The organism is Fibrobacter sp. UBA4297 (assembly GCF_002394865.1).
Taxonomy (GTDB): domain Bacteria; phylum Fibrobacterota; class Fibrobacteria; order Fibrobacterales; family Fibrobacteraceae; genus Fibrobacter.
This window is the reverse complement of sequence record NZ_DGUZ01000021.1, coordinates 100,523-122,926: the sequence shown is the minus strand read 5'-3', so window position 1 is coordinate 122,926 and position 22,404 is coordinate 100,523. Positions and strand designations below refer to the sequence as shown.

The following is a 22,404-nucleotide window of genomic DNA, read 5'->3' as shown; positions in this document are numbered from 1 at the left end:
ATTTTGATGAGAAAATTGCACTTTTTTGTGTGTAAATGCGCTTTAGGGATGAAAATTACCACAATAGAGCTTTTGTTATATCGCTAGCTTCGTTTTTTCCACCACGAGCGCTGTCGCTTCCAGAGGATGCCTCGGTTCCAAGGAATCGTTCTTGTATATCATCCTTGAATCGGATTTTTCCGTGATGATTTCCTTTGACGATGATTTCCATGTTGAACGGTTGCATTGCTTTATTACCGCTTCTGCTTTGGAGACCTTCTTGAATTGCGGTTCTTTCAAGATCTCGTTTATTCTGTTCATAGTATTCAAAGATATTGATTGCTTCTGCGTTTGCGTCAAGAATATCTTCGATGAACTGCTTTGTTCGAATTTTCGGAGACCTTTTGGTTTCGGGAACGTTAAGTAATGCAAGTTTCAGTACTCGAATCATTTGGCAGATGTACTCGTTGGGGTACATTTCTTTTTCTTTGGGTTGCAAAAGTGGCAGGTAATGGGCATCCTTGTCTTTCTTTAAATTCAAGTTCTGCTGTAGGGCGTTTGACTTGTTGGATGTTTCATGTAATTTATCCTTGGTCTGTTTCAATTTCTCTTCTGCTTCTTTTCTCTTCTCGTCGGCGTCCAATGCGAGGTTTTCCCAGGTGTCTCGTTCCTCCTTGCAATTCACGAACTTTTGGTAGAGCGAATCGTAATTTGCGTGTTCTTCTTTATATTGATCTCGTTCATTTGTGGCTTTTACAAGTTTGGACATCAATGTTTCAACAAGTGCCGACATGTCGCTTCTTTCTTTTTTCGCCTTCTGCAGTTCTTTGCGCATCTCGTCAAGCGTGTTGATTTTCTTGATTCTTTCTTGCTCGATGAGGTCTTTCTCGTAGTTCTCATAGGCGGAGAGAAAATCGTCCCACGTGAAGTTGAATTTCAGGGAAAGGTTTGCTTTCAGAATTTTGAGAAAAATTTCTTGAACGAGGTTTTCGGGGTTTTCGACCCAATTGGCTTTGTCATGGCGGTTGAATACGGTAATGGGTTCGTTTGCAAAGCAGATTCCAATTTCGCCCCCTTGGGGAATTCTCTTGTCCGTGAATTCCTGAGCGAGACGGTCTTTTAGTGAAGAATCTTTTTCTGCAAATACGTGGGCGATTCCAAATAGATTGTTGGCAAGGATGTTCGGCTTTAGCGAATGCGTGTGTTCTGAGCAACTTAAATAAACGATGGGAAGGACGTTCCGCAATTTCCCTGTAAGGGCGTTCTTTGCCTTTTCAATTTCGTGGGGCTCGAGAATGTGGGCTTGGGGCTTGATTTCGATAGTTCCATCGCCATCTTGTAGCTCGGTGAGGAGGTCTATTATGTAAGGACGCTCAATTTTGGGTACATTCTTGTCTTGCCCTAAATCGCAGTCTTGGGAAACGAAACATAAAACGTGTGCGTTCGTTCGCTTTAAGGCGATTTGAGTTTTCCAGATGCGTCCGTTGTATCCACTTCTTGTGGAAAAGGTAAAACCGATGTGTTCGGCGTTAGCCCAGGTGAAGGCTTTATATTCGAGTTTGTCTCCGGCAAATTCAAACTTGTCACTAGTTTTGGAATTGAAGTCAATATTGTCCGGTAACTTACGGCGAAGCTTTTCGTAGAGCTTTTTATTGGAACGGGGGACCTTGAAACTTTCGATCCAAGTGCATATGCAATTACGGTAGATTGTGTTCCAAGGGATGTCGCTTCGAAGATTGAAGGTCGTTCTGATGAGTTGCATAATTTTCTCCTTTCTCTCCCCAAAAATAATTGTGGGGGAGATGGATGTCAAGAGGTTGAAATTTTAAGACGAACAGCTAGAACAACTGCGTCTTGAATAGTCGATCGCCTGTATCGGGGCCTTTGTTGCCGCTCTGTACTTTGACGTTTGAGCCTTTGAAGGAATTCCCTGAAATACGTACCGTATAGGTGTCCAGCGTGCTGAACATTTCTACAGCCTTATAGCAGAGGACGTTGGTCATGATTTTGATGTCGCTAGAAATGCCGTTCAGGTTTTCGATAGCTTTGATCATAGATTTGCCTGAATTGATGACGGAATCAATCAAGAGGACTTGTTTTCCTTTCAGCAGTTCTTGGTTGTCCTGGAAAAAGTTGGGAGAGGCTTTGTCGTCAAAGAAGACGATTGGACAATCCAATGCGTCGGCGATACCCATAGAGAAGGGGAGTCCTCCTCGCATAAAGCATACAGCGACGGAGTTGTGAAAATCTTGCTTGAAGGCGGAGGTGAGTTCAAAACCCAGGCGGTAGTGGGCGTGGCGCAGGCTTGCTCCAATGACGTTAGAGTCGCTTTTGCAGATTGCAATCAATTCGTTGATGCTTTCGTTGTTCTTGGCTTCGGTCAATGCGTTAATCATTAGACACCTTCGATGTTGTTGTACTGATTGGGGCTTTGTTTGAATTGCTTGATTTTTGTTTCGGGATGGGTGTTCAGATATTCCTGCACGGAAGAACGCGTTTTTCCCGGTGCGTAGATGACGCCCTGCATAGAGGCCGCTTCCAACATATAGATGTCGGTCAAGCTGTCTCCACAGGCAAAAACTTCGTGGTCGTGAGAAATGTTTTGCGCAAGGAATCCCTTGACAAAATCAGAAATCGTTGTTCCCGTGGTCTCATCGCTACTCACCATCAGATCAACGATGTCGTGTTCTCTGAAAATTTGCTGCCAAATCGTGCTGATGCCAGAAGTGACTCCGATAATGAAGTATCCGTTATTGCGGAGTTCGCTGATTTTTTCAATCACAAGGGTGTTGAAATGGAATTGATTGGTGGAGGGTTGCACCGTAAAATTCTTGTGCAGTTGGTTATATTTCCAGAACTGATATTGTGAATAAATGTCATCAGCAAAGATTTCCTTGACGGGTTCCAAGGAGGCTCCGTTTGCTTTGAAATAGTCCGTTCCAGTGTCTTCTTTGACGATGGTCCTGTCGCAGTCGAACAACGCAATCTTTTTCCCGGAGGCTTTGCTTTTGCAAATCTCGGCAAGACGGATTGCCTGCTGATAGCTGTTGCGCGTCTTGTAGTTTGTCGTGTAGGCTTCAATGAAGACGATGGTGCTTTCAAAATCGCTGTCAAGAACGATGAAGTCCTTGTTGATTTTGAAGCAGATATCGCGAAGTTCACTGATTTCATTCTTTTGCCATGCTTCAATGTCGCTTGCAGAAAGGTTTGCAAATTTTTGGTTCTTTGCAGAGTTCTTGATGCGGTTTTTGACATCTTCCGGTTTTGCTTTCAGATAGAAAAATGAGTCATAGCATTCCGCATCTTTTTTTGTGAATACGATTTCGTACTTGCCGTCTTTAGGGAAACAGTAATGACCATCTGCAAAGATGTTTTCCTTTTGCGTAAGCTTCTGGGCGTATTCGGCGCGGATATCTTCTTTTTCGCTTGCAGAAAGTTCCTTGAAATTTTTTCCAAAGGAGTTTAAAGCAATGGTGTTTAGGGATTCCGAGCCTTTGGGGTGTTCGTAGCCTTCGAATTTACCGGATTCGAGGAGCTTGTTTATGAACGTGTCTTTGCCGCAGCAGGAGATTCCATAGATCGCGTACTTCATATAGGTATCCTTTTAGAGGTTGTCGTAATAGCACTGACCATCAGCGCATGGGGTAATGTGGGAGACCATATAACGTTCAATTTCGTCAATAGGGTCTGTTGCGTTGCCGAGTTCGTATTTGGAGTTCCCAACGAATCGTCCGCAGGGGTAAACTTTTCCGTTGTCGAAATAGATGTTGGTGCGCCCGACACCGCAAAGTTGGCCGTACATGGTGCAGTCGTATTTCTTGGCTTTGAACTGCCTCATTTCAAGCTTGTGGGCCTGGGCAAGTTGCAGAAATTCCTGGAAGTCTTTTTTGCTGATGAACAAATGCGGAGATTCAACATCAACAAGTCTTGAAAACGTGACGTTCTTGAAGTTTTCTTCGAAAAAGTTTAATACGCTCTCGGCATGGCGTAACGTTTCGCGGTGGACTGTGGCGTTTACAGAGGGGGCTTCTCCAAACATCTTTTTATAGAGTTCTACAGATTGCATGATGGTTGCAAAAGAGCCTTTCCCGGCTGCATTTACGCGGCACAAGTCATGGATGGATTCGTATCCGTCAATTGAAAAGCAGAGCTTGATGGTGTTGCGGTTCTCGTAAAAGAATTGGCGGATATCCTCATTGAAATGCATCCCGTTTGAAATGGTGTAAAAGCTTAAAAGGCGCTCCTTGTCTACGACTTTTACCATTTCGATAATGGCTTTGATGAGGTTGAAACGCAACAGGGGTTCACCGGAGCCAACGAGTCCAATCTTTATATGGCCATGATGGGCTTTGGCGTAGTCCAAAAGGTTGCTGATGATTTTCTTGGCGTTGGTTTCGCCGATTTCAAGAACGCTTTTTTTATCAATATGCGTGTCGAAATGGCAGTAGGTGCAACGAAGTTGGCATTTGCTAGAGAGTGAAATACAGACGCGGTCAATCATGATTAAGCATCCTTGAAAATGTTTAAGAGTTCTGTGTTGTTACTTTTGATGGCGTAGTCTAATGCGGTAAGTCCTTCAAAACTTCTGATTTTGGGATCTGTTAATGGATAAAGAAATCTGGCGCAGGACACTTGTTTTTTGATGTAGGCCTTGATAAGAGCTGTGAATCCGTTGGAATCCTGCTGATTTGTGCAAGCTCCATTCTGACAGAAATATTGGACAAAGTCTTGCTTCCCGTGCCACGCTGCAATCATTAGCGCCGTGTTGCCACGATTTTTTCCTTGAGACTGACAGTCAATATCAGCACCTGCTTCTACGAGTGTTTTAACAAGTGTCATTTCTCCAAGTTGAACAGCGTGGCTGATGGCGGGGAGTCGGTATTTGGCTTCGTCGCAAAGATTGCAGTTTGTTTTTGGGTGGTTTGCAATAAATTCAACCATGGATTTATCTCTGTTACGGACTGCTTGAATGAGTGGGGTAAAGCCTGATTCAGGATGGATGAAGTTGGGGTTTGCTCCTTTGCTCAATGCTGTTTTGGCGGCCTTGATGTTTCCTGCTTTGACTTCTGCGAAAAAGCGGAATGAAGCCTCTCTGTTAAAACTGTTGGCGTTGAGAGGAAACATTTCTTCAAAGTCTTGTAAATTCAAAACCTCAAGATTGTGCAACTTGTTCTCGACAAGAGAAAAGAAAACATCGTTCGTAAGCATATACACGGTGCTGTGGATGTTGCGCTTGGCGACTTGCGTTGCTGCAAAAATGATTTTCTGATCGTTGATGCCGCTAGCATTTTCTTCATGAACTATGGAGAGCTTGTGCGGGTATTCTTTGCGGAACTTCTCGATTGTAACCATGGCGAGCCATGCTAGCTGTTTTTGCCCATGATCCTTTTGATAATTGAGCTCGGAAATAACGGTGTCGGGGATGATAATCTGGCTAATGCTTTCGTTTCCGAGAAGCTGATTGATGATTCTTGGACGGTTGAGTATGGCGCAGGTGTCAAGGACGAAAATGGTGTCCTTTTTAATCTGAAGAATTTCATTTGCACTGACATGGAATACTTCATTGAGTTTCATAATCTGCTCGGTTGTCGGAATGCATTTGGCGAGTTCCCAGTTAGAAATGGTCGGGCGTGAAATGTTTAGTTTGCGTGCAAATTCGTCTTGGGTGAGGTTGTTGCTGTTCCTGATTTTCAGGATTGCTTTGGCTGTGTTTTCGAAGTTCATAAGTTTGTTCCTTGTGAATGTTTGATTTTATGACGCAGAACGAGACATGGGCTCTTTTTTTAACTTTGATGTCAGTTTTTCTGACATACACGGCCAAAAAAAATGACGTTTCTTAGGCCAATATCAGATTGCAGTTTCTTGATGGCCCTGCTCTTGTAAGCGCCCTTGATGTAGCGATAAGGTTCGGCGGAAAAGAAGACTCGTTCCCCTTTTTTTAGCGGGGCGTTGTCAAAGCAAAAATTCTGGAGTTTTACCCAGACATGGTCGGCGAGAGGGCGACCTTTTTCGTCTCTGATTTGAGTCAGGATGGCGACGGTTTTGTTGTCCGAAGTTCTGCCGAGTCTGCCGAAGCTGGCGCTGTAAGAGTGCTGTGTAAGTGTTGTACCGAGATTTCTCATTAAATGACCTCTTTAGGTTGTTTTTCTGTGCCAGGAGGGAGTTTCTCGCTGACATTTACAGATGTAGAAACCCGAAAAGGGACAAAAGGGGACAAAAAGACGTGGCAAAAATGGCGTTTTTTCGCTAAAATTGGCGGCTTGGGGCAAATTTCGCCAATAGCCTTGATTTTTTTAATGTGAAAAAAATTATTTTTGTCCCTCAAGGAAATTTTATGAACGAAAAAAATCCTTTTATAGATCAAATCAAGGAAAAAGTCCAAAAGGCACGAACGGTTATCAAGGATACTGTTCAAGAAGTTGTTGATGATAGTGGGCTTTCGACAAAAGAAGGTCGTGAGGAAATTCTAAAAAGGGCGAAAGCCGCTGCTGATAAGGCGAAAGAGTCTGTAATTCATACTGCTCAGCGTGGGACGTCTGCAACCAAAAAAGCGGCGAATCAAACGATTAGAATGGCTCATGCAAAAAGTGAAAAAATAAAGACCACAATAAAAGGTAAAGTTGATAATATGAAGGTGAATAAAATGGCTGAAAAAAAGAGTGTTAAGGGAGCCGCTATTGTAGCTGCCGGGCTTGCCGCTGGTGGAATTGGTGTTGGCGCAGGTGTAGCTGTTGATGATGCCGATACTCATTGTGCATATTTCTCTCTTGAAGAAGAATATTATTTGATGCAGGCTTGTGTTAAATCTTGTGGTTCCTTTCATATTGGCAGATGTGCCGAAAAAATTAAAGAATTTGAATGTAAAGAAAAGAAAGATTATTCAGAGTCTATGAATGATTTAGAATATTCTTGCCCGATAGGAAATTCTTATAGGTATAGATATTAATTTAATTGAAGTGATTATGACCGACAAAGTTCAGCAATGGCGAAATCTGCGAAACGAGCTTGACAATATGCTTAAAGCTCGTGAAAAGAAGTACGCCGAAGCGGTCAAGGAATACTATAAAGAAAATCCTAAAGACGTTAGCGAAAAAAAGTCTTCTAGTAAAAAGTTCGGTGTAAAAAACAATTATGATGAATTTTCTTATGACAATTGCGTCGAGAAAAAATACTGGAAGAAGCGACCGAAAAGTGATAAGCTCTCGGCGTCCGAACTTTTGAAAGACCGACCGGAACCTAATAGGCTTGAACCCGCAATAGCGTTCTTTGAAAAATTGAAGTTGTTTTTAGCGGCGAAAGATTGCCAAAAACCGGAACAATGGATTTCTGAAAAGTTTGGTCAGGATTTTTTGAACAGCTTCAGAAAAGAAGTAATTGAACCCATTAAACAAGAAAAGGAGAATCAGCTCTTTTCCGGGATGAAAGATAAAAACGGAAGGGATGAATTTGATTGTTAGATTATGAAAAAATTATTGTTAATTTGTTTTATCTTAGTTGTAGCCTTGCTCACCTCTTGCGACTATCAAAAGAGAGAATGTGTCGCCAGAGCAACGAAATGCTTGACTGATGACGCTTACCGTGATTCTCTTTATAGAGGCTGGAGACCTCCGGTAAACAAGGATTCCTTGGTGGATTCTCTTTTTGCAATGTTGCGTGAACAGCGTCAATTCTTGCTTGATATGAAAGCTGAACGAAATGTCGGTTTTTCTGATTCTGCCAAGAAGCCGAATGTTGAAATGCTGCCTATTGTTGAAAAGCCTAATGTCGCTCCGCTTGTTGAAAATATAGAGGAACCCGTAAGTGAGGAAAACGCCAAAGGCATTGCAAATGAGACTACTGAAAGTGCTGGAAGTCAGCCTGAAGAGCGTAAGTGGGGTAAGCTTGTGACTGGAGCCGGAGCTGCTATAGTCGGAGCCGCTGTTGGCGCTGCTGTTGTGGATAAATTGCACTGCAACGAACGCTTGGACATAACGGTTGAGTACAAGTTGATGGTGGCTTGCCTTAATAGCTGTGGTTATGATGAAGAAACTCTCGAAAAATGCGGTGCTGGCATAATGCAGTGGCTTTGCAAGGAAAAAGAAAAAGCCGAAACGATTATGAATCGTGTTCGGACTTCTTGCTCAGTTAGATAAAGTTATTTATTCCACGTATTTCTTGATGAGCCTAATCATCAGTTCGGCGAGGCTTTCCACTTGGTAATTGCCAACGGTTGCCTTGATGTGTGAATTGCCGATGCCGCTATCGTCGGTGAGGAATACGTAGGTGCCGCCTGTCGCCAAGTCAAAGAATCTCAGCATAAATTCAGTTTCTTTGTCTACACCGCTTGCCGCTACAGGGATAAGCTTGATGCCTTTTTTAGCGAAGAGTCGGATAGAGTTTTGGAGGCTTTTGATGATGTCTTCTTCGTAATGCGCGGGGGCGTCAAGGATAAGGAATGCGATGCGTGCGCGAGCGCCTTCGTCCCATGAGAGGTTTTGCAACGAGGCTTCAAGCGCTGAGTGTACAGCTTCGGGGTAGTCGCCGCCGCCGTTTGCGCTTTGGCGTGAGACGAATTCCTGGGTCTTTGCGACGTCATTGGTGAAGTCGTCGTGGCGAGTGAGGTAATTGTCGCCTACATCGCGATAGAAAAGTGCTGCGGTGCGCAAATCAATATTGCTTTCCGAACTCGCGTGGTCGATAATGTAATTGAGGTCGGATTTGAGGAACCTGATTTCGTCGCTCATAGAACCTGTGGCATCAACGATAAATGCTACGTCCGCCGTTGTTTTTGCAGGAAGGGCATCTTTGTCTACAACGGTGTTGATGTTGAACTTGCTGTTTCTCCTAGACGAAACCTTGAGCTGCCCGTTGATTACAACGCCGTCAACAATTAACCAAAGATCGTTTTTTTGATATTGGTATTTGTTGAATAAGTTAATCCAGCAATAAGCGTAACCTGCATTATCTGTTTTGGTCGTGAATTCTACTTGCCTGCCGTTGAGGAGTGTCACAGGAATGTTCGCGATGCCGACGTCGTTTCCATCTACGACTTTTACCGCCACGAGTTCTCGGGGGTAGAATTTCCAGTAGCTCATCTTTCCACTGTAATCATTGTCGTTGATGATGTTGGTCCAGAATTTCCAATGCTCCAGATCGTTCCATTCGCCCGCAGTGAGGAGTCCTGATGCTTGCTCATCGGAATGTCTTGCTCTTCTTTTGCGCCTTGAAACGGGTTCGTCATCGTCCCAAGAATTGCTTTCATCGCTGTCAGAAGCGAGGTATACCGTTTTTGATGATGAACGCTCTGAATGTGTCCTTGATGGCGCTTTAGCTAGAGCTGATGATCTCTTGGCATACGTTTTGGAACCTGATGTGGCGAGCATGGAAGAAGAACCTCCGAGCAGCCCTGCCAAACCATCGCTAACTCCTGCTGAACCTGCGGCACCTTCGGAAAAGCCCGCAGATTTCCCGCGCCTTCCTCCGAGAACTGTTTTCCCGGTTGTGTGTAAGCCATCTACGGTTTTCAAGACTTTGCTGATGTCCTTTGAAAATTTGGCATCCGCCATTGAATAAGATGGCGATGTTTTTGACGATGCTGCCAAAACCTTTAGCACTCCTCTATTGTCAGGTGCTTTGGGCGATCCTTTGCTTTTGTATTTGCGTTCGGATGGAACTTCTTCACGGACGTGGTCTGTCGTAACGCTCATTACTGTTTCAATTTTTGGTTCGTCGTCTCCTTTTTTCTCTGTGGTTTCTTTGTTGGTATTGTCGCTGCAGTTGATAAACATAAATGCGCATGCGATTATGGTTGATAAAAAGAATTTGTTTTTCATGATGTACTCCTTTTTTTTATTAAACTAGCACATTCCATGTGGCCAAAACCAACAAACAAAAGCCTAATATGGATAAATGTTTTTTACGAATAAAAGGAAACGATGTTATATTTCAAGTATGTCTAGATTGTGTCATTTTTTCCATAGATCTTTTGTCACGATTCTGTTTTGCACGTTTTTGTTTACATTCGTGACGGAATGTGTGAGCGAATATTTTACAAGTTGAACAGGGCTTGTCTATCTTGATCGTCGTTAAATTTTTATAATTCAATAAAAAAGGAGCGTCTATGCGCAAAAATCTCGGAGTAAAAACTTATCTGTACCCACAACCGACTTTGGTCATCGCCACTTATAATGAAGATGGCTCGACGAACGCCATGGTGGCGGCCTGGGGGTCTATCAGCGACAACAACCAGGTTGCAATTTACGTGGCCAAGACTCACAAGACCATCCCGAACATTCTTGCTCGCAAGGCTTTTACCGTGAGCATGGCGACGGCAGACCACATCAAGGCTATCGACTATTTAGGCATTACCAGTGGTAATCGCGTGGCTGATAAATTTGCAAAGGCTGGCTTTACGTCTGTCAAGAGTGAAAATGTCGATGCCCCGCTCGTTGCTGAATTGCCGCTTGCGCTTGAATGCAAGCTCGTGAGCTACGACGAAGAATCGGAACTCCTGCTCGGCGAAATCGTGAACGTCACTGCCGATGAATCCGTGCTCGATCAAGACGGAAAGCTCTCCGTCGAGAAGCTTGCTCCGGTTTGCTACGATTCCGCGGGTCACGGCTACTACGTGATGGAACGCCGCGTTGGGAACGCCTTCAGCGACGGTAAAAGTATTTAGGAGTTGCTTGCGTTTAAGCCTTTTTCTATCAAGTTTACCATCTTGGTGATGTCTGCTTCATGCATCAGATGGTAATTAGATAGAATCCGTTCAAGTGGGTATTGGGCAAGAATCGTGGAAAACGACTTGCCCGTTTTCCATTGGCAATAGGCGAGGACTGTTCCGCTCCAGTATTCTGCTTCGGGGTAGAACGCTTCGCTAATGGCTTGCTTAATTATATCGTCTGTTAAAATTTTCTGGAAAGCTATAAGTGCTAGCTCATATCCTGATTTGCCGCACAAAAAATCAGGATTTCCCATTTCGATTTGCTTGGATACATCAGAAGCAAGAAATGCGTCTTGAACATCCTTTGGTGATAGATTCAGATTTCGGAGCGATATCTGAAAAAAGAAACCCAAATTTTTCTGGACAGATTCCAGATATATTTCATCATAGGGATATGCCATTCAAAAGCTCCGGGTTTCGTACTAGGTTGATCAAATAAATAGATTCGCTTGGTTTTAGATTGCGCAAGCTTTCGCGATAAGCTTTACGTGCTGTTGTATCGCGCTCTTTATATTGCGTGTAGTATTTTTCTTTCTCTGCTTTTTCTGCTTTGATGAATTTCAGTCGTGAAAAAGCTTTGGGCGATTTTAAGACAATTTGTAATCCGAGACTCCCTAATTTCATTGAACTAGCGAGGCTTTGTATTGGGGTAATGTTCTCTAGAAAATCGCTGGCAAAAGAGAAATAAGAATCATTGGCTCTGTAGCCGTAAATGACATCGTATGATTGGTAATCTAATTTGAAATGTTCTGTAAAAAATTGCAGATTTTGATGCCCAATAGGTGATTTGGGTGCAAAAATCCTGTTTTGCATCAGAATGGTAAGCCAATGCAATAAACTGAAATTATCTTGTGATAAATCTAAAATATTAAGGTCTTGACTGTCGAGCTCATATTGGTTGGCAAATCCGTCTGTATTTTTTTGACAAGCCCATTCTTTTGCCAAGTCAATTGATTCTGTGCAATAAAATCCTAGCCCGTAATCGTTACGCAGGTTTCTCGCACCGAAAGTGGGGACTGTAATTTGCTTGTCGGAACCATGGTACAGAATCATGAAATAGAAGATACATTTTTTGAGTGAATTGAGGAGGTCTTAATGCAAAAAAGGTGGCTCGATGGCCACCTTTTCCTTGATAATGATTGAACTCATTAGTACAAGTACCATTCCCACTTGATGGAGTACTTGGTTGCGTAAGAATCACTTTGCTCGACTTTGGAATTATTGGCGAGCTTTCCTATGTTATTCTTGGTGTAACATTCTCCAGAAGACATATCGTCATTGCTGAATGCGTCTTTATCAATAACTTTAGGACAGATTTTTATATTCTGAGTTCCGGTAGGGACTGTAATTGTTTTCGATGCCGTTCCGCTCCATGATCCTTGGTCTTGCAGAGAAAGTAATGTTTCTGTAGATGAAGAATTGGATTGTCCGCCAGAAGCGATGAAATATATGGTAAAACTGATTGCAGGGTCACCGTCGGAGTAGGCTCCGCCTGCAGAAACACCATCCCAAGCAGAAGTTAATTGCTTATAGTATGTAAGCGAAAACTTCATTGTTTTATATTGGGTGAGGTAATTGTATGAAGTTGAGCTTGAATTGTTGCTTTTATAACTGGAACTTGAGTAATAGTAGTTGTAATAACTAGAAGAAGAGCTTTTTGCTGTGTTGCACTGGTAGCCGTAATTGGTACAGCACCAAGAATCGGAATAATTGCTGGTGCCGTAGTAGCAGTCTTCTTCTTGTTTTTCTTTTTGCTTCTGTTGTTCTTTTTCGCTGATGTTATCTTGCACGGAAGATATTGGACTTTCGTCGGCGCAAGCGAATAAAATAAGCGATGCGAAAATAAGTGAATAAAGTTTAATGGACATATAAACTCCTTTAGAATGCTGCTTCGAACTTTAGACGCCAACTGGAACCGTATTCGTATGCATCGTGGAAGCTGCCGTCATGAATACAGAAACTTCCCAAATACCATTGGAATTCAAATGAGAAATGACGGCTTATTTCCAGACCAGCGCCCAACAGAGGAACGAATTCCCATTCGTCGATAGCTGCAGCACCATCTCCAGAATCATCTATCCAGCTGTAATGATGTCCGATTTCAAGGTCAATCCAGTGATAAATAGGTTTACGAATGTGAAAACTTGTACTGATAAATGGTGAAATTGGTAATGGGCCTAAAGGAATGCCGAAGCGGAAGCCCAAGGGAATTTCTGCCATTAGAGTGCTGAATTTTATACCCAAATATTCCCCGTTATATTCTGCTAAACGATAAATTGCATTGAATCCAAGGTTGAATGAAACCACCTTGTTGAAATAGGTTCTAAAAAGGAAACCAAGGTCTATGCCGAAATCATAATCTTTCGGTGCTCCATCAAACCAAATGTCATAGAAATCTCTGCTTTCTGGAAATTCAAAAGCGAGAGAAAACCCAATGTAAGAGCTTTCGTCTTTACTTGTTTTTTCACTCTTGAACGAACTGCTGGGATCGACTTCGTGGAAAACTCTTTTGTCTTGATTTTGCTCGCTGAACGCCGTTTCTGATGTTACTTTGTCGCTACTTTCTTGCAAATCAGAAGTTTGTGCGGAGTCCGTCATTTTTTCTTCGATTGTAGCAACAGTTTCTTGCTCTTTTTCCTTGGATGCAATCTCTGCTTTTTGAATGTCTAAGGCGACCATTTCTTTGTTGGCGAAAACAACGGTGAACGCTTGTGCCGAATCTCCGGTTGCTTGGTCCTGTATTTGCTTAGCCAGCAATTTTGCATTTTCGATACGCTGGACTTTGCTCTCGAATTCGGCGACGCTATCGGCCTTGGCTTGTTCTTCGAGCTGTTTCTTGTTGATTGCATAATCAATGCACTTGCAGGATTGTTCAATTTTCTTACAGAATTTGTCTTTGAACTTTGGCTGCTTTGCTTTCAGCATCTTGTCTGTGACAGGGCAATCTCCGCAAAAACCGGAGCATTCTTCTGTCATTGGTGGCAAAGGCTCAATGCGAGTCGTCGAAGATTGGCTTTGCGCTATTTTTGCATCGTAAAGCGCTTGTGCGTCTTCGGGAATGGGCTGGTTCTCGTTTTGGATTTTTTTGAAAACTCCGTTCTCGAAAACAACTTTGCGGGTGCAAATTTTGTTTTCGCATGCTTGCTGCAACTCAAGAGAAAGCTTGTCTATGCTTGTTGCAACTTCGGTTTCTCTTGCGGACTTGGCTGCGCTGATGCTATCGAGGAGTGCTGCACATCGGCAGTGTTCTTCGACTTTTTTGCAGGTCTGGTCTTTTTTCTTGCCCACGCACGGCGTGCAAAGTTCAATGCACATGTTTTGTGCAAAAATTGATGTGGTCAACAGCAAAAACAAAACCACTGTTGCCTTAATGGTCTTTTTCATGGAGTGTCCTTTGATGTGAATTTTATTCGTAGTAGCCGTAACGGAATCCCTGGCGAATCATGCAGTTTTTGACTGTCTTTTCTTTTTCGGCTGGCGTTTCAAGTTTTTGCATGGAAACGTCATATTCGCACTGGGCGTAGGCATTTTCAGCATCGTACTGGGATACTCCGGGCTTGACCCAGCCTGCACGCGGTTCGGTCAAGGCACAAGCGTTGAATATAGATGTTGCTGCTACGATTGCTGCAAAAAAGAATGCTTTTCTCATTTTAACTCCTTGGTGGCGAGGCGACATCGCTGAATTCAAGGAGCAAAAAAAAGGCGTGGAGTTGCCCATTGCTTGCTTATTGACTGAGGCTCGGCAAAGCCATTACACATAAACAAACAACAACAACCCACGCCCCAAAAGGGACGTGAGCAGCTCACAACGGTTCTCTGTGTTTGAATTTTGCCGATTCCAGTCAAGAGAGCAGTTGCTAAAGCTCGATAAATCCGGTCGCAGGTTACCCCGCTATGTAATGTAAAAATAAAAAAATATTATGATATATTCAAGGTGTTTGCCCAAAAAGCCTCCAGTAGACAAGTTCGCTGTGCTTGAAAAAATGCCGATTTCAGTCTGGCGGCGCTTGCTCTGGAGGCAGGGGCGTGGGGACTGTCGGTAACAGATTTAGATTATGCGAAAGGGACAATAGGGGACAATTTATTAAGGCCGGATCCCTAATTCTTCCACCCAGTCTACGTCTGCCGTTACGGTAAGCGTCTGTAATCCGCAGGTGGCTGCGGCGGCCGTGTTGACGGGACTATCGTCAAGGAATATTGTTTCGGCGGGGAAGGCTCCGAGCTCGCGAATGGCTGTCTTGAAAATCTCAGGGTCTGGCTTTTGCAAATGGAGCTCCTGGCTCAAAAAAATCTTGTCGAAGAAGTCTTTGAGTTTGTTGCCGTTCGCATTGAACCAGTTTTGGCAACAGCATTCCCAATGCAGTTCGTTTGTATTGCTCAAAAGCGAAACGCTTGCAACACCTTCCATTTTGCGCAGTTTGCGGAGTGCTTGTAATTTGCGGTCGGCAACGCTCAAGCAAATGGAATTCCAGGCGTCTTCGATATCGTGTGGTGTTGTCGGGCCCGCGGCGCATCTTGCGAAAACATTTGCGGCGCACTTGCCTACATTGCGGCATTTCTCCGCGACTTGCTGGCAGAACTCAGCGCTCGTGATGAACCCGAGCTGGTAATCTTCCATTAGCTTGTAAGCAGAACCGTCCGGCTCAAGTTCAGCGGGTGGCAAACCGAGTGCGACAAATCGTTCGTAAGCGTTTTTCATGCGGATATCCAGAAGGACACCGCCTAAATCGAAGATGTAGTTCTTGAGCATGTCACAAAAATAGAAAACAAAACTTGTTTTCTGTTATGCGAGCGTTGCAACTTCAGGAACGTCTTCGTTCTTGGCTTTCAGCTGCTGATAGAATTCGCAGAAAGCGGTTGTCATGTAAGGGCAAACCCACAGGAACCCGATGCCGCAAGTTACAATTCCCAAGAGAATCCAGGGAATGAATCGCAAGCAGAGGACGAACAGTTCCATGCGGTGGCCGTACATCATGTCGCTGCTTTTGCGCAGGACTTCAAAATGCGAATATTCAGGATGGTCTAAAATGATGAAGTAAATCAGGGAATAAGAAAAAGCCTTCATGATGCCGGGGACAATCAAAAGTAAACCCCATAGACAGATGAGCAATAATGCCAAAATCTGGGTACATATGAGATTGAAATAAAAGCCCCATCCGCTAGTAAAACCAACGACCAATCGCTTGAGAGGAGTTTCTTTGTTGCGCGTAAAGTTCAGGAAATAAGCGTAAAGGCCAATGTCAAGGCCTAGGGCGAAAGGTGTTTCTATAATATTCCAGACGCTTCTGCCGGTGGAGTCTTTTTCGAAGAATGCCGAAGGGATGTCGATTACTATAGAAATGAGTATAAACACGAGGACGGCTACAGCTGCCTGGCTCCATTTGCCATCGAGTTTATCCCATGCAATTTGTTTGATTTTTGCTGTATCTAATGCTTCCATATTTTCTCCTTGTTTTTCTTTAATATAGTCTATTTTTCTTTGAATTCTAATTGCGAAATCGTTGCTGCTACCGTCGAAACGCCTCCGATAAATGCGGCGATGAACGAGCCACAGATGAGGTATAGCGGTAACGAATAAACCGCCCCGTTTGCAAATGCGACGAATTTTAGTTTATGTGTTTCGTTGCGGCTGTCTTTAGGCGACATGCGCCAGCGCTCGTAAGTATAGTCCATGAATCCAACGCCAAAGTAATACGCATTGATGATGAAAATTAGGACAAGTGAAGCGATGCTCCCTGCAACTGGGATAAAGTTCAGCAAAAGACAAAGTGCGGTCAAGATGAGCTGCTTGGCTGTGTTGCGGATGGCAATGCGGAGGGCTCGCCAAACGTCGCGGAAAGTTTGTTTCATGTCAAACGGGAATTCTTTCCCGGTGAGGATGGTTTCGGTCTTTTCGGAGAGGAACGTGTAAATGGGCGACATCAAAATATTGACAATCGTTCCGCCAATGAAAACGAACAGCGCAAAGAATACGATCGGGAGAATGATCTTGATGGCGACCATGCCGGCGTGAATCCATCCGTTCATGTTTTCGGTGCTGCGCTCAATGATGCCGTTAATCCAGTCGCCAATGCCAACGCCCGAGAAAATGAACGCGACCACGACAATGATGTTCAAAATGGCGGGAATGAGCAAATATCTTGTGAGCTTGTTTGCGCGTATAAGACGGATGGCCTTGATGTATGCGGCAAATCCGGTCTTGAATTGTTTTGCTATAGATACGTTTTCTTCTTCCATTGTTTTAAATATAAGAAAGCCTGCGATTGGGGAAATCGCAAGCTTGATGATTAGAGTGTGGTTTGTTATGAAAAAGAACTTATTTCACGGAGATGCTCTTCATTGCGGAGCCGAGCTTTACCATATAAACGCCCGTGTTGTGGAACTTGTTCTTGATGGCGCTCTTAATATCGCCATTGGCGTTCACATTCCCGAGTTTTTTGCCCTGCAGGTCGAATACCTGTACGTTGCTGATGGGCTTTGTTTTCGGTGCAAACTTTGAAAGTGATGTGGTTTTGGTGTCGCTTGTGTAGACCTTGGCGTAGGCGAAGTCGAGTGTGCCGGAGGCGTTTCCGTTTTCGGGGTATTGGCCTGCTTCGCCGAGCACCTTCGCTTCGTACATGGAGTTGCCGAGTTCAAGTCCTAAGCTCTTCCATCCGTCAAAGTGGGCGGTAATGTCGATTGTTCCGCAAGAACGCTTGCTCTTACGCACGCTGAAGTACTGCGTGAAGGGCGTGTTGTCGCCTTCGATGGAACCGCGTTGGACTTTGTCGACGTAGACTTCGTAGGTGGCGCCGTCAACGGTGATGGTGCCGCGCAAGCCGCATTCGTCACAGTTTGCAGTAGATTTGCCAATCCAGTTCGGGCGATACGGGCTCCAGGTGTCGACGATGTACCATTCGATGAGCGGGTCCTGCGACCAGCCGTAAACACCGATGTACGAGTAAGTCACGTTGGAATAGCTTTTGAAAGACGGGTCGGTCAGTTTGAAGTCGGCGTAAAGGTGTCCGAGGTCAGTGTACTTGAGTCCGCTGTTCATGCCGTAGCGGATGCCTTCGCGGCAGAGGTAATCGTTCACGTTGTTGAATTCGCAAGAGAACGAACCGTCGGTATAGAATGTGGCGGAGTTGTTGCCGATGTCGGCCCAGAGTTCGTAACTGTAGTTACCGATATCGTTAATGTCGTTGGAGGTGACGACCGTGCTTTCGCCGCTGTGGGTTGCTGTGTTGCAAAAATCTTGAGCAAAAGCGCCCGTGGCGAAAACGCCAAACAGACCCAATGCGAAAAGGGTACGAAAACCAAACATCATATACGCTCCTGTTATGCCCCAAAAGTAACTAAAGGAACGGAGGGGTGGATGGTTTTGTATGCGTTTAAATGGAAACGTGTTGTAAGTGTTTTTTTGGTGTGGGATTAAAAAGCCAAAACTCGGAAATATGTGGAGTTTTGGCTGGAAATAAAATTTAGTCGTCGCTGAGCTCTGCAAAACATTCGAAATCGCCATAATCGTCCTCGACGACATGGAAGAATCTCTCCATCTTGTTTACCGCATCTTGTGTTAGCCAAGTCCCGTAACGACTTTCGAATTTTTCGTTGTCGAATTTAATATCGGATAAAGCTTCTGCGAATGGGACTTCTGTCAATGGGCGGCTGTAAGCGTATTCTATATTCCCGTTTTGGAAAAGGCGACCATCTGGCGAAATCATCAAGTAACTTTCGGTCATTGCATCGTTGTCTTCGATGAAAATCACTTGTTGCGGCTCACTGGGTTTCTCGATATCTTCGCAACCAATGAATGCTGTTAGCATATCCTCGCGATGTTCCGGTACGTTCGTTTGCATGAATTTTTCATTGAAGTTGTTTCTGAGAAAGGCGTAGAATTGGTAATCGCTAACGCCGTGGTTTCCGTTGAATGGCCTTTGGCGCAGAATTTTCCACTTGTCGATATGGAGTTCGGCAAAACGCTCTACGAGGACTTCGTTGTAGTTGTGCATGCTTACAACCGTATTCAACTTAATTTTGATATCGGGATTAACCTTGCGGATGTCTTCAATTTTCTGACGGAGAGTCTCTAACGGAATAGTCTTGCCGCCACATTCTCGACCGATATTCAGATTGGTCTCATGATCAAGCGAATCGATGGAAATCCCGACTTGCGAAATCAGATGTGCAAAAGGTCGAATATTTTCGAGGTGGCTGCCATTGGTGATAATGGAAATTTCCATCTCATGAGAATATGCCGTTTCTACCACGTTCCACAATCGTTCGGGGAATAAAATCGGCTCACCACCGACAATGTTCAAACGGATGTGAAAATAGCCTTGGCTGCGAAAGTGCTGGCTAATGTTGGCAAGAACATTCCGTACATTTTCCGGATTGCTCCAGATTTCTGTAGGCTTGTTCCACTTAGCAAAGCAAAATTTGCAGTGATAGTTGCAGGTCTCGGTAATGTGCCAATTAATGACGATGGTCTTGAAATTCATAGGTTTTTCCTTTTTAAAATGATGATTTGTTGAAATTGTGCAAGATGCGCGGCTACTAAGCGTAGGTTAGGCTGTCGCTTGGATTACACCTGTTTGAATGAGAAACTCGCGAATGTAATGGTTGTATTCGCGACGCATCATTTCGTAGGCGTAGTTGTTGCTAGGCGTACTTGACACGATAAGTGTCTTGAAACCACCCTTTGTGATGTGCCTGAGCGAAGGGTGTGTTTTGCCTTGGATGAATTCCCAACGCTTGCTTCGAATGAGGGCGTTGCAGAAATCGTTAATGCGCTTGTCGGTGGAAATGTGGGACATAAAGACCTCGATAGGTTGTGTGAAAGAAGCGGGTGTTTCCGCGTTTCCCTACCGAATATTGTTAAATCGAATCCGGATTGCACGTGTAGAAAGTTCACGATTTTTTTTGAATGCAAAAAAATGGCGAATTCTTTCGAATTTCGCCATTTTTCCTTTTTAATGGTTAGAATTTGTGATTGTTAAAGGGATGACAGATATTCCACTATTTGCCTACATTTTTTAGGATCCTGTTGTACTGCAAATTTCAAGTATGGTTCCTCGTCAAATTTCGCTTTATTTTTTATGTGTTCAACCATCATTTTTACCCCTCCAAGCCATCCATTGTATATGGCATGGTGTAGTGCGTTAAACTCTTTCGAAAAATTGATAGTTGTTCCGTCGATCATTACTAATGGGTCTGCGTGATTATCTAAAAGAAGTTGTAGAATAGCTAGTAGTTTATTTTCGGGTAATTTTTCCTTGATGTAACGATGTTCCCAATATAGCTGTAAATTTTGTATTATTGACATGATTGGATTGGCTAAGTCGTTTTGAACGAGCTCGTAATTTTCACTGAAATTTTTGATGTTATAAGGCGATGCAGCGTTCCAGCTTTTTGCAATCAATTGCGGATTACATCTTGACCATTCTACAAAATTAGTTGTTGGATTATTTGATAGTAATTTTTTTAAGGAAATCGTTTGATCTTCGAGATAATGGTATAATCGGGATACCCAAAAAACGGGTGTTCTAGGTTGAAATTCTGCGATTTCATTCATCCACTTATCAGTGTTGTTTTCTCCACAGTATTTTTTGTATAAGTCAATTACAGAAGATATGATGTCTATATCCCCAGTGCAAACGGCTACATTTATAATGGTTCGACCATATAAAGTTTTCTTTTGAAAAGTTGATAAGGGCCAATTCCCTTTAGGGTCTTGATAATGCGGTAGGAGCGCTTCAAAAATTTTATAGGCATCTTTGTGTTGTTCTTCTGCGCATTCGACGAAAACGTTGTATCCGTTTTCTAAGTCTTTGTCTAAATCTTTTCCTTTTATAACTTTGAAATAAGCCTCTTTTCTAGCATACACATAATCACTTAATTCTTTATTATTGATTAATAATTTTGATTCTGGCGGACACATCGTTGTTCTGCCAAAATTAAGGTGTGTTGTTAAATCAAGATTGATTAGGTTCCAAAATAAGGCAGATTCGTTGCTTGGTGTCGATGCATTAATTTTAGCACCTTTTTTCAATAGTGTGCATACGATATTGGGTTCGTTAATTTGCGTGTAAAAAATCAATTGAGGGCAGTTGACCACGTCGCCGAATGTAACTCTGTGTTGATTCACCTTTTTATAATCAGGCTTAGGAAAGGGGAGTGTTTTTTTTGTTTGTTGTGTATAATGATACTGACAATCTCTCCATTCTTTAAATCTACGGCAGTATTTATTAACGATTATATCTTCGTTTTCTTTTTTTTCCAGTTCTAGAAGGTTGTCGTCAATTTCAAAAATGCATCCAAGATTATAAATTCTTTTGAATAGACTCTTTAAGGATATTTTTTCTTTCTTATCCTTTGTTTCTGTATAGTTGAAAATAACAAAACTTAGAATAAGAGAAAACCAACCCCAATTTTCATTGGAACTCAAATAGAAAAATAGCGGGACAATATTTTGGACTATTGTCATGGCTTCTTTATATCGATGTTGGTAAATAAGGTGCTTGATTTGCATTTGAGCAATAAACGGATATTCATCGATGGAATATTTTTCCTTGGCTTTTTCTATTCGCTCGGTATTATCTGCAAGTGAATAGGGCATTTTAGGGCCAACAACAAGATTGTCTATTTCCTCTAATTCATCATCATTTTTTTCCCTTTGATCTTGATATTCTTTTGATGCGAAATGCTTTTCGTCGTGGGGATAATTTTTTGACATGAACTGGAAAAACCACAAGACAAGAATTTTATTGCGGTTCATGGTTATGGGAGAATTTTCGACAGAAGCTACATGTTGTAAAAAACGTTCAAGAGTCCCAATTGTTGGAATGCTCCCATTTAGCCAGTTGTATAAATTGTCTAGGTATTCTGAATTATCTCCTTCGGGCATTTTGATATCATAGTGACCGTCTTTTTTTACAACAGTTTCTTTTAGAAAATCTGTAAAACCCGTTATTCTGGAATATCCTTCTAAAGGATGCTTGTTTATGTCGGCATACTCGTTAAGATTATATCGGTTTATAAATAATGTGAACATTATAAGATGCAGATAACTATTTCTGCTCATTATGTTCAATCTAGGATGTCTGATAATATAGATGTATAATGGCATCACTAAATCATAACGTAATCCCATAGAAGCCAGGTAATCAACGATGTCTTTCTTTGAAATAACTCTTCGGCCTAATTGGCTGTCTATGATATGTTTTTTTTCGTCCTCGGAAGGCTTTTCAGGAATACAATTTGCAAGAGCCAAAAGAAATTCTTCTAGCGTTGGATAGCGGGTGTCAATAGCGAGACTGTCTTCGAGGAATTTGTTGTAATCTTGTAATGCCATAGCGTAAATATATTTCTTTTTTCTATGTTGTCCCACTGTGATTCTGTTGATTTGATATAAACAGATTTTCCATAATGAAATGGTTGCAAATCAGACGGAGCATGGCGTAAAATGGAATTACGATGTGAAGCCGACTGGAGCCAGTCTCGGTCTTGTATCGGGGGCATTGCTCTTGCTCAGTACCGCATTTTTGAAAATGACGACCGCATTATTCACCGTGCATCGACTATTGATTTGGAAACAGGTGAACAGTTTGTAGACTCGTACATTTTTACGGTTGTAGAGCTTTTGAAAGTTCCTTTTTTTTATTGAGGAGTTGTCCGATAGTTTAAGCAAATGGCAAATTGTCTGATGAAGAAATTGCAGCGTGTTCTGGCCTTTCCGTGGAGGA

General features: G+C 43.0%; 24 protein-coding genes. 5 read left to right on the top strand and 19 right to left on the bottom strand.

Annotated features, from left to right (window positions below; all coding sequences use genetic code 11):
* Positions 1 to 55 precede the first annotated feature (55 nt).
* The 6 genes from B3A20_RS12515 to B3A20_RS12490 all read right to left on the bottom strand — a co-directional run bounded on the left by B3A20_RS12515 (position 56) and on the right by B3A20_RS12490 (position 6,101).
* Complete coding sequence (locus tag B3A20_RS12515; RefSeq protein ID WP_290765370.1) at positions 56 to 1,741, bottom strand: hypothetical protein; 1,686 nt, start codon at positions 1,739 to 1,741, stop codon at positions 56 to 58.
* 76 nt (positions 1,742 to 1,817) lie between these two features.
* Positions 1,818 to 2,375: a phosphoribosyltransferase gene (locus tag B3A20_RS12510; RefSeq protein WP_290765368.1), complete on the bottom strand. Its 558-nt coding sequence runs from the start codon at positions 2,373 to 2,375 to the stop codon at positions 1,818 to 1,820.
* On the bottom strand, positions 2,375 to 3,571 hold the full coding sequence (locus B3A20_RS12505) for an AAA family ATPase (RefSeq protein WP_290765367.1): 1,197 nt from the start codon (positions 3,569 to 3,571) through the stop codon (positions 2,375 to 2,377). The genes B3A20_RS12510 and B3A20_RS12505 overlap by 1 nt, the downstream gene beginning before the upstream one ends.
* A gap of 12 nt (positions 3,572 to 3,583) precedes the next feature.
* The gene (locus tag B3A20_RS12500) at positions 3,584 to 4,480 is read right to left on the bottom strand and encodes a radical SAM protein (RefSeq protein WP_290765365.1); all 897 of its coding nucleotides are present in this window, start codon (positions 4,478 to 4,480) and stop codon (positions 3,584 to 3,586) included.
* A gap of 2 nt (positions 4,481 to 4,482) precedes the next feature.
* A complete protein-coding gene (locus B3A20_RS12495; RefSeq protein ID WP_290765363.1) occupies positions 4,483 to 5,703 on the bottom strand; it encodes an ankyrin repeat domain-containing protein in 1,221 nt (406 codons plus the stop codon).
* A 71-nt stretch (positions 5,704 to 5,774) separates the two neighbouring features.
* The gene (locus tag B3A20_RS12490) at positions 5,775 to 6,101 is read right to left on the bottom strand and encodes a hypothetical protein (RefSeq protein ID WP_290765361.1); all 327 of its coding nucleotides are present in this window, start codon (positions 6,099 to 6,101) and stop codon (positions 5,775 to 5,777) included.
* A 176-nt stretch (positions 6,102 to 6,277) separates the two neighbouring features.
* Here B3A20_RS12490 and B3A20_RS12485 point away from each other — a divergent pair, with 176 nt between their 5' ends.
* The 3 genes from B3A20_RS12485 to B3A20_RS12475 are packed head-to-tail and all read left to right on the top strand — an operon-like array spanning position 6,278 to position 8,111.
* Positions 6,278 to 6,925 carry a hypothetical protein gene (locus B3A20_RS12485; RefSeq protein WP_290765358.1) on the top strand — a complete coding sequence of 216 codons (648 nt, stop codon included), beginning with the start codon at positions 6,278 to 6,280 and terminating at the stop codon, positions 6,923 to 6,925.
* A gap of 16 nt (positions 6,926 to 6,941) precedes the next feature.
* Complete coding sequence (locus B3A20_RS12480; RefSeq protein ID WP_290765824.1) at positions 6,942 to 7,436, top strand: hypothetical protein; 495 nt, start codon at positions 6,942 to 6,944, stop codon at positions 7,434 to 7,436.
* A gap of 3 nt (positions 7,437 to 7,439) precedes the next feature.
* Positions 7,440 to 8,111, top strand: coding sequence for a hypothetical protein (locus B3A20_RS12475; RefSeq protein ID WP_290765356.1), 672 nt, complete (start codon positions 7,440 to 7,442; stop codon positions 8,109 to 8,111).
* Between the two features lie 6 nt (positions 8,112 to 8,117).
* On the opposite strand, the gene B3A20_RS12470 is transcribed toward B3A20_RS12475, so the two are convergent.
* Positions 8,118 to 9,791 carry a hypothetical protein gene (locus B3A20_RS12470; RefSeq protein ID WP_290765354.1) on the bottom strand — a complete coding sequence of 558 codons (1,674 nt, stop codon included), beginning with the start codon at positions 9,789 to 9,791 and terminating at the stop codon, positions 8,118 to 8,120.
* A 287-nt stretch (positions 9,792 to 10,078) separates the two neighbouring features.
* Between B3A20_RS12470 and B3A20_RS12465 the strand changes: the two genes are divergently transcribed.
* The gene (locus B3A20_RS12465; RefSeq protein WP_290765352.1) at positions 10,079 to 10,636 is read left to right on the top strand and encodes a flavin reductase family protein; all 558 of its coding nucleotides are present in this window, start codon (positions 10,079 to 10,081) and stop codon (positions 10,634 to 10,636) included.
* On the opposite strand, the gene B3A20_RS12460 is transcribed toward B3A20_RS12465, so the two are convergent.
* The 12 genes from B3A20_RS12460 to B3A20_RS12405 form a co-directional block, all read right to left on the bottom strand.
* Positions 10,633 to 11,082, bottom strand: a complete 450-nt coding sequence (locus B3A20_RS12460; protein WP_290765350.1) for a hypothetical protein — start codon at positions 11,080 to 11,082, stop codon at positions 10,633 to 10,635. The two genes, B3A20_RS12465 and B3A20_RS12460, sit on opposite strands and share 4 nt — an antisense overlap.
* Positions 11,066 to 11,734: a DUF3990 domain-containing protein gene (locus B3A20_RS12455; RefSeq protein ID WP_290765347.1), complete on the bottom strand. Its 669-nt coding sequence runs from the start codon at positions 11,732 to 11,734 to the stop codon at positions 11,066 to 11,068. The genes B3A20_RS12460 and B3A20_RS12455 overlap by 17 nt, the downstream gene beginning before the upstream one ends.
* A 95-nt stretch (positions 11,735 to 11,829) precedes the next feature.
* Positions 11,830 to 12,549: a hypothetical protein gene (locus B3A20_RS12450; RefSeq protein ID WP_290765346.1), complete on the bottom strand. Its 720-nt coding sequence runs from the start codon at positions 12,547 to 12,549 to the stop codon at positions 11,830 to 11,832.
* A gap of 10 nt (positions 12,550 to 12,559) precedes the next feature.
* Entirely contained in the window at positions 12,560 to 14,065 is a 1,506-nt protein-coding gene (locus B3A20_RS12445; RefSeq protein WP_290765344.1) for a hypothetical protein, read from the bottom strand.
* 22 nt (positions 14,066 to 14,087) lie between these two features.
* Positions 14,088 to 14,330 (bottom strand): hypothetical protein, encoded by a 243-nt coding sequence (locus B3A20_RS12440; protein ID WP_290765341.1) that lies wholly within the window; start codon positions 14,328 to 14,330, stop codon positions 14,088 to 14,090.
* A 435-nt stretch (positions 14,331 to 14,765) separates the two neighbouring features.
* Entirely contained in the window at positions 14,766 to 15,431 is a 666-nt protein-coding gene (locus B3A20_RS12435) for an HAD family hydrolase (RefSeq protein WP_290765339.1), read from the bottom strand.
* A gap of 33 nt (positions 15,432 to 15,464) precedes the next feature.
* Positions 15,465 to 16,121: a DUF975 family protein gene (locus tag B3A20_RS12430; protein ID WP_290765337.1), complete on the bottom strand. Its 657-nt coding sequence runs from the start codon at positions 16,119 to 16,121 to the stop codon at positions 15,465 to 15,467.
* A gap of 29 nt (positions 16,122 to 16,150) precedes the next feature.
* Positions 16,151 to 16,918, bottom strand: a complete 768-nt coding sequence (locus B3A20_RS12425) for an EI24 domain-containing protein (RefSeq protein WP_290765334.1) — start codon at positions 16,916 to 16,918, stop codon at positions 16,151 to 16,153.
* 79 nt (positions 16,919 to 16,997) lie between these two features.
* Positions 16,998 to 17,987, bottom strand: coding sequence for a glycoside hydrolase family 11 protein (locus tag B3A20_RS12420; protein WP_290765331.1), 990 nt, complete (start codon positions 17,985 to 17,987; stop codon positions 16,998 to 17,000).
* A gap of 154 nt (positions 17,988 to 18,141) precedes the next feature.
* Entirely contained in the window at positions 18,142 to 19,161 is a 1,020-nt protein-coding gene (locus tag B3A20_RS12415) for a viperin family antiviral radical SAM protein (protein WP_290765330.1), read from the bottom strand.
* Positions 19,162 to 19,227: 66 nt separating this feature from the next.
* Positions 19,228 to 19,476, bottom strand: a complete 249-nt coding sequence (locus B3A20_RS12410) for a hypothetical protein (RefSeq protein ID WP_290765327.1) — start codon at positions 19,474 to 19,476, stop codon at positions 19,228 to 19,230.
* Positions 19,477 to 19,655: 179 nt separating this feature from the next.
* The gene (locus B3A20_RS12405) at positions 19,656 to 22,013 is read right to left on the bottom strand and encodes a hypothetical protein (protein ID WP_290765324.1); all 2,358 of its coding nucleotides are present in this window, start codon (positions 22,011 to 22,013) and stop codon (positions 19,656 to 19,658) included.
* A gap of 111 nt (positions 22,014 to 22,124) precedes the next feature.
* Between B3A20_RS12405 and B3A20_RS12400 the strand changes: the two genes are divergently transcribed.
* On the top strand, positions 22,125 to 22,325 hold the full coding sequence (locus B3A20_RS12400; protein WP_290765322.1) for a hypothetical protein: 201 nt from the start codon (positions 22,125 to 22,127) through the stop codon (positions 22,323 to 22,325).
* The last annotated feature ends 79 nt before the right edge of the window (positions 22,326 to 22,404 follow it).

What these genes read in the sequence shown, in the direction of transcription:
- B3A20_RS12495 (WP_290765363.1), bottom strand. Translation starts at nt 5,703, where the DNA reads ATGAACTTCGAAAACACAGCCAAAGCAATCCTGAAAATCAGGAACAGC.
- B3A20_RS12430 (WP_290765337.1), bottom strand. Translation starts at nt 16,121, where the DNA reads ATGGAAGCATTAGATACAGCAAAAATCAAACAAATTGCATGGGATAAA.
- B3A20_RS12440 (WP_290765341.1), bottom strand. Translation starts at nt 14,330, where the DNA reads ATGAGAAAAGCATTCTTTTTTGCAGCAATCGTAGCAGCAACATCTATA.
- B3A20_RS12400 (WP_290765322.1), top strand. Translation starts at nt 22,125, where the DNA reads ATGGAATTACGATGTGAAGCCGACTGGAGCCAGTCTCGGTCTTGTATC.
- B3A20_RS12455 (WP_290765347.1), bottom strand. Translation starts at nt 11,734, where the DNA reads ATGATTCTGTACCATGGTTCCGACAAGCAAATTACAGTCCCCACTTTC.
- B3A20_RS12505 (WP_290765367.1), bottom strand. Translation starts at nt 3,571, where the DNA reads ATGAAGTACGCGATCTATGGAATCTCCTGCTGCGGCAAAGACACGTTC.
- B3A20_RS12515 (WP_290765370.1), bottom strand. Translation starts at nt 1,741, where the DNA reads ATGCAACTCATCAGAACGACCTTCAATCTTCGAAGCGACATCCCTTGG.
- B3A20_RS12450 (WP_290765346.1), bottom strand. Translation starts at nt 12,549, where the DNA reads ATGTCCATTAAACTTTATTCACTTATTTTCGCATCGCTTATTTTATTC.
- B3A20_RS12425 (WP_290765334.1), bottom strand. Translation starts at nt 16,918, where the DNA reads ATGGAAGAAGAAAACGTATCTATAGCAAAACAATTCAAGACCGGATTT.
- B3A20_RS12435 (WP_290765339.1), bottom strand. Translation starts at nt 15,431, where the DNA reads ATGCTCAAGAACTACATCTTCGATTTAGGCGGTGTCCTTCTGGATATC.
- B3A20_RS12420 (WP_290765331.1), bottom strand. Translation starts at nt 17,987, where the DNA reads ATGATGTTTGGTTTTCGTACCCTTTTCGCATTGGGTCTGTTTGGCGTT.
- B3A20_RS12465 (WP_290765352.1), top strand. Translation starts at nt 10,079, where the DNA reads ATGCGCAAAAATCTCGGAGTAAAAACTTATCTGTACCCACAACCGACT.
- B3A20_RS12500 (WP_290765365.1), bottom strand. Translation starts at nt 4,480, where the DNA reads ATGATTGACCGCGTCTGTATTTCACTCTCTAGCAAATGCCAACTTCGT.
- B3A20_RS12470 (WP_290765354.1), bottom strand. Translation starts at nt 9,791, where the DNA reads ATGAAAAACAAATTCTTTTTATCAACCATAATCGCATGCGCATTTATG.
- B3A20_RS12415 (WP_290765330.1), bottom strand. Translation starts at nt 19,161, where the DNA reads ATGAATTTCAAGACCATCGTCATTAATTGGCACATTACCGAGACCTGC.
- B3A20_RS12480 (WP_290765824.1), top strand. Translation starts at nt 6,942, where the DNA reads ATGACCGACAAAGTTCAGCAATGGCGAAATCTGCGAAACGAGCTTGAC.
- B3A20_RS12475 (WP_290765356.1), top strand. Translation starts at nt 7,440, where the DNA reads ATGAAAAAATTATTGTTAATTTGTTTTATCTTAGTTGTAGCCTTGCTC.
- B3A20_RS12460 (WP_290765350.1), bottom strand. Translation starts at nt 11,082, where the DNA reads ATGGCATATCCCTATGATGAAATATATCTGGAATCTGTCCAGAAAAAT.
- B3A20_RS12490 (WP_290765361.1), bottom strand. Translation starts at nt 6,101, where the DNA reads ATGAGAAATCTCGGTACAACACTTACACAGCACTCTTACAGCGCCAGC.
- B3A20_RS12405 (WP_290765324.1), bottom strand. Translation starts at nt 22,013, where the DNA reads ATGGCATTACAAGATTACAACAAATTCCTCGAAGACAGTCTCGCTATT.
- B3A20_RS12445 (WP_290765344.1), bottom strand. Translation starts at nt 14,065, where the DNA reads ATGAAAAAGACCATTAAGGCAACAGTGGTTTTGTTTTTGCTGTTGACC.
- B3A20_RS12410 (WP_290765327.1), bottom strand. Translation starts at nt 19,476, where the DNA reads ATGTCCCACATTTCCACCGACAAGCGCATTAACGATTTCTGCAACGCC.
- B3A20_RS12510 (WP_290765368.1), bottom strand. Translation starts at nt 2,375, where the DNA reads ATGATTAACGCATTGACCGAAGCCAAGAACAACGAAAGCATCAACGAA.